Source organism: Alterirhizorhabdus solaris (assembly GCF_007785815.1).
Classification (GTDB): domain Bacteria; phylum Pseudomonadota; class Alphaproteobacteria; order Sphingomonadales; family Sphingomonadaceae; genus Alterirhizorhabdus; species Alterirhizorhabdus solaris.
Genome location: NZ_VNIM01000192.1, coordinates 1 through 2,443 on the forward strand (window position 1 = coordinate 1; position 2,443 = coordinate 2,443).

The window sequence follows — 2,443 nt, forward strand, 5'->3', positions numbered from 1 at the left end:
GATGCCGGCGGCGGTGGCCTGCGGATCGGCGGCGGCGGGCAGGCGCACGCGGTAGCGCGTGTTGAACAGGCTGCCCGGCTGCACCAGCCCGGTGGCGCGGATGCCCGCCATGTCGGCCAGCGCCACCGGGCCAAGGGTGAAGCCCTCGCTCAGCCGGTCCGGCTCGTCCGCGATCAGCCCGATCACGCGCAGCCGCGCCTCGCCGATGCGGATGCTGTCGCCCACGCGCACGCGCAGCCGTTCGGCCAGCGCCGGGGCGATCGCCACGCTCGCGCCGGTGGGCCGCGCTGTCAGCGCCCCGGGCGCCAGTTTCAGCGTGCCATAAAGCGGATAGGCGTCATCCACCCCCTTCAGCTCGGCCAGAACCGCCTCCGCGCCGTCGGTGCGCGAGGCCATCGCCCGCATCCGCACCGTCTCCGACACGCGGCCAAGCCGGTCGAAGGCGGCGCGCTCGGCCGGGTCGGCGCGACGCTGCACCGTCTGGAACTGCACGTCGCCGCCCAGCAGCACGCGCCCGCGCCCTTCCAGTGCACCGAGGATGGAGGACGACAGACTGCCCACCCCCGCGATCGCCGCCACGCCGAGGAACAGGCACAGCGCCAGCAGCCGCAGCCCGGCGATACCGCCGCGCAGTTCCCGCAGCGCCAGCCGCCAGGCGAGGCTCAAGCCGGGTCGCCCGACAAGGGGTCGCCCGACGGCGCGTCCGCCACGATTCGCCCGTCGCGCAGGGTGACGGTGCGGTCGCAGCGCGTCGCCAGCGCCGCGTCGTGGGTAATCATCACCAGCGTCGCGCCGGTCTCGCGCTGGCGGGCGAACAGCAGATCCATGATCGTCTCGCCGGTGGCGGCATCGAGGTTGCCGGTCGGCTCGTCGGCGAAGATCAGCGCGGGGTGGCAGGCGGTGGCGCGGGCGATCGCCACGCGCTGCTGCTCGCCGCCGGAAAGCTGCATCGGATAATGGCCGGTGCGATGACGCAAGCCCACCGCGTCCAGTTCCGCGCGGGCCAGTGCGAAGGCGTCGGCATGGCCGGCCAGTTCCAGCGGCACCGCGACATTCTCCAGCGCGGTCATCGTCGGCAACAGGTGGAAGGCCTGCAGGATGATGCCGATCCGCCCGCGCCGCGCCAGCGCCAGCTGGTCCTCGCCGAGTGTGCCAAAATCGGCGCCGGCCACATGGATCGTGCCCCCGCTCGCCCGCTCCAGCCCGGACAGCACCGCCATCAGCGAGGACTTGCCCGAGCCGGACGGCCCGAGCAGCGCGAGCGTATCGCCCCGGCGGACGGTAAGGTCGATCCCGCGCAATATCTCCACCCGCGCCGGCCCCTTGCCGAGCGACAGGGTGACATCGCGGGCATCGATGACGATATCGGGGGCTGAGATCGACAGAAGGGAATTCCAATTGCGCGAATGGCTTCGGTCATATGGGTGGCGGCGGGCACTTGTCCATGTCGCGGGCGCGCTTTCGCTGGCGGGCGCGGCCCCGGCGCTGGCGGCCGACAAGCTGGTGCTGGCGTTCGGCGACAGCCTGACCGCCGGCTACGGGCTGAAACCGAACGAGTCGTTCCCCGCCCAGCTCGAAGCGAGCCTGCGTCGGCAGGGCGTGGCCGCGCGGGTGCACAATGCCGGGGTGTCGGGCGATACCACGGCGGGCGGCAAGGCGCGGCTGGCGTGGGTGCTGAACGCGCTGAAGGCGAAACCCGATCTCGCCATCGTCGAACTGGGCGCCAACGACATGCTGCGCGGGCTGCCGGTGGCACAGGCGCGCGGCAACCTCGATGCGATCCTCGGCGAGTTGCAGCGGCGGCGCATCCCGGTGCTGCTGGCGGGCATGCGTTCCGCCCCCAACATGGGCCGCGCCTATGTGGCCGGGTTCGAGGGCATGTATCCGACGCTGGCGGGGAAGTACCGCGCCGGCCTCTACCCCTTCTTCCTCGACGGCGTGACCGGCCAGCGTGGGCTGACCCTGCCGGACGGGCTGCACCCGACCGCACGCGGCGTGGGGGTGATCGTGCGCGGGATCACGCCCAGGGTGAAGGCGGCACTGGCGCGCTGACATGAAAAACCCCGCCGGTCGCAGGACCGGCGGGGGTTTCTCTCAGCCCAGGCCGCGCCTCCACGGCGGCGGGCGCCCGGCGTTTCGGCGGGGGGACCGGCGGGGCGGCCCCCCCCCCGGCCGGCGGTCGTGCCCGCCGGCTTGTCGGCGCGGCCCTCCGTGGCGGTGCCGGGCCGGCCCAACACCCCCCCGCGGACCAGTTGGCGTCGCGACCACCTTAGGCTGGGGAGCATCACCGGTCACGCGGGGCCCATGGTGCGCCCCCCCTCAGCGACCGCATTGGCTCGGTTTATCCGCGGTGGGGGCGGAACGGGGCGGACCGCTCGTCTTGTCACCGACGGGAAAGGTGGAGACCGGCTTTTATACACATCTTCAGCTGGCGGCGAATGCG

The 2,443-nt window shown here is 73.0% G+C and carries 3 protein-coding genes; 1 reads left to right on the forward strand and 2 read right to left on the reverse strand.

All coding sequences use genetic code 11. From position 1 onward, the window contains the following. Both FOY91_RS21125 and FOY91_RS21130 read right to left on the reverse strand, forming a co-directional pair. A partial coding sequence (locus FOY91_RS21125; protein WP_203234667.1) for an ABC transporter permease occupies positions 1-666 on the reverse strand: 666 nt, incomplete at its 3' end. After that, positions 663-1,379 carry an ABC transporter ATP-binding protein gene (locus tag FOY91_RS21130; RefSeq protein ID WP_145156012.1) on the reverse strand — a complete coding sequence of 239 codons (717 nt, stop codon included), beginning with the start codon at positions 1,377-1,379 and terminating at the stop codon, positions 663-665. The genes FOY91_RS21130 and FOY91_RS21125, both read right to left, overlap by 4 nt. Positions 1,380-1,398: 19 nt before the next feature. Between FOY91_RS21130 and FOY91_RS21135 the strand changes: the two genes are divergently transcribed. Further along, complete coding sequence (locus tag FOY91_RS21135; RefSeq protein WP_420822903.1) at positions 1,399-2,052, forward strand: arylesterase; 654 nt, start codon at positions 1,399-1,401, stop codon at positions 2,050-2,052. The last annotated feature ends 391 nt before the right edge of the window (positions 2,053-2,443 follow it).